Origin of the sequence: Bacillus sp. AP50, assembly GCF_040492675.1 — a bacterium.
Lineage (GTDB): Bacteria > Bacillota > Bacilli > Bacillales > Bacillaceae_G > Bacillus_A > Bacillus_A cereus.
Map to the genome: position 1 here is coordinate 1 of NZ_JBEUTW010000181.1, position 1,945 is coordinate 1,945.

Below are 1,945 nucleotides of genomic sequence, written 5' to 3' on the forward strand. Positions count from 1 at the left end.
GGCAGGTATGGATGAGGAATGGGGAATAAGTGAATCAGCTTTAGCTTTGTTACGAACTTTAGATAAAGAATATATTTGTGATATTGAAAATGAAGAGGGGCTTATTTTGCACGGATGTGGCACTATGCTAATGTTAGGATGCCCAATTTCAATTCATTGGACTATAAACCATATAGGTAAAAACGTGATTTTAAAGGACTTTGTCAAAGTTATTTCTACTGATCAAAAGGCTATATACTATGAAGGGCTTCATATAGAATTGAATGAAAATGAATATAGAAGACAAATTGTTTCTTTTGCATTACAAGCAAAAGAATTATTTAATAAATCAAGTGACAAGATAATTTTAGATGAGTTTGATCAAAGGATGTATACAAACTTTTGGACGGAATATGACGATTTACTAAATAAGTATAAATAAAAAAGCACTGTAACCAGTGCTTTTTTATTTATAGATTACGAGATTGTAGGGTTTTCAAAAATAACAATCTCTGAACTGTTTGTAGTTGAAACACGTTGGGCGTAATATGTTAAAGCTGAAGAAATATATGCTGGTAACGTATCATTTGTATGTGATGTTGTATATTCATGGATTAATTCCTTTAAAGTTGTCCATTCTAATTGTGCTGGGTGATCAGACACGAAAGAACTTACCCAGCGATCAAATGAAGATGAAAAATCAGTTTGTAAACGAAATACTTCTTTCATAATAAAACGCTCCCTTAAAATGTAGTATAATCATTTTACCATAAAACACGAACGATAGCTAATTTTTTTAAGTATAACGTTCGTGTTATATAGTTGTCTAGATGATTGGTTATGTAAATTCAATTTGCCATTTGAAATAACATTCCGTAAGATGAGAGATAGAGTATATTTAGAGCTGGAGGAAAGAAAGTGGAATTTGTATTTTTAGGAACTGGTGCAGGTGTTCCTTCAAAAGGAAGGAACGTTTCAGCAATTGCTTTACAATTGTTAGAAGAACGAGGACAAACTTGGTTATTTGATTGTGGCGAGGCCACGCAACATCAAATATTACATACATCTGTACGTCCGCGCCGCATTGAAAAAATATTTATTACGCATTTACATGGCGATCATATTTTTGGATTGCCTGGTTTATTAGGTAGCCGTTCATTTCAAGGAGGAACTACGCCTTTAACGGTGTATGGACCGAAAGGAATTAAACAATTTATTGAAGTGGCATTATCGGTAAGTACGACACATGTGAAATATCCACTTGAAGTTGTGGAGATAACAGAAGAAGGTACCGTATTTGAAGATAATGAATTTTATGTAGAAACGAAAAGATTGTCACACGGTATAGAATGTTTTGGATATCGTATTGTAGAGAAAGATATACAAGGTGCTCTTTTAGTTGATAAGTTACTTGAGATGGGTGTGAAACCAGGTCCAATCTTTAAACGTTTAAAAGATGGTGAAGCAGTTGAATTAGAGGATGGCACGATATTAAATGGAAATGAGTTTATCGGCCCACCTCAAAAAGGAAGAATTATTACTATCTTAGGTGATACGCGATATTGCGAAGCGAGTAGGGAGCTTGCGCAAGATGCAGATGTACTTGTCCATGAAGCGACTTTCGCAGCAGAAGATGAGCAACAAGCGTATGATTATTTTCATTCTACATCTAAGCAAGCTGCGAGCATTGCACTTCAGGCAAATGCGAAGCGACTAATATTAACTCACATTAGTTCTCGCTATCAAGGAGATACATATAAGGAATTATTGAAAGAGGCTAGAGAGTTGTTTTCTAATACAGAAATAGCGACGGATTTGAAATCATTCCCAGTAGAAAAATGATAATTTTATAAAAAATGGTAACGGCGGGTTACCATTTTTTTTTGTCTAAAAAAATTTAAAAATAAAACTGTTATTATTTTATACTTATACTTGGATGATACAGAAAATTAGGATGGTTTGAATA

Annotated in this window: 3 protein-coding genes; 2 read left to right on the top strand and 1 reads right to left on the bottom strand. The window is 33.7% G+C overall.

All coding sequences use genetic code 11. The features are described from left to right. The first annotated feature begins 7 nt into the window (after positions 1–7). Entirely contained in the window at positions 8–421 is a 414-nt protein-coding gene (locus tag ABWK52_RS15300; RefSeq protein ID WP_353771980.1) for a hypothetical protein, read from the top strand. 35 nt (positions 422–456) lie between these two features. Here ABWK52_RS15300 and ABWK52_RS15305 read toward each other — a convergent pair whose 3' ends face one another. Then, a complete protein-coding gene (locus tag ABWK52_RS15305; RefSeq protein WP_000665709.1) occupies positions 457–708 on the bottom strand; it encodes a DUF3932 family protein in 252 nt (83 codons plus the stop codon). 189 nt (positions 709–897) lie between these two features. Between ABWK52_RS15305 and rnz the strand changes: the two genes are divergently transcribed. Beyond that, positions 898–1,821, top strand: coding sequence for a ribonuclease Z (gene rnz / locus ABWK52_RS15310; RefSeq protein WP_000397453.1), 924 nt, complete (start codon positions 898–900; stop codon positions 1,819–1,821). Positions 1,822–1,945 lie beyond the last annotated feature (124 nt).

What these genes read in the sequence shown, in the direction of transcription:
- ABWK52_RS15305 (WP_000665709.1), bottom strand. Translation starts at nt 708, where the DNA reads ATGAAAGAAGTATTTCGTTTACAAACTGATTTTTCATCTTCATTTGAT.
- ABWK52_RS15300 (WP_353771980.1), top strand. Translation starts at nt 8, where the DNA reads ATGGATGAGGAATGGGGAATAAGTGAATCAGCTTTAGCTTTGTTACGA.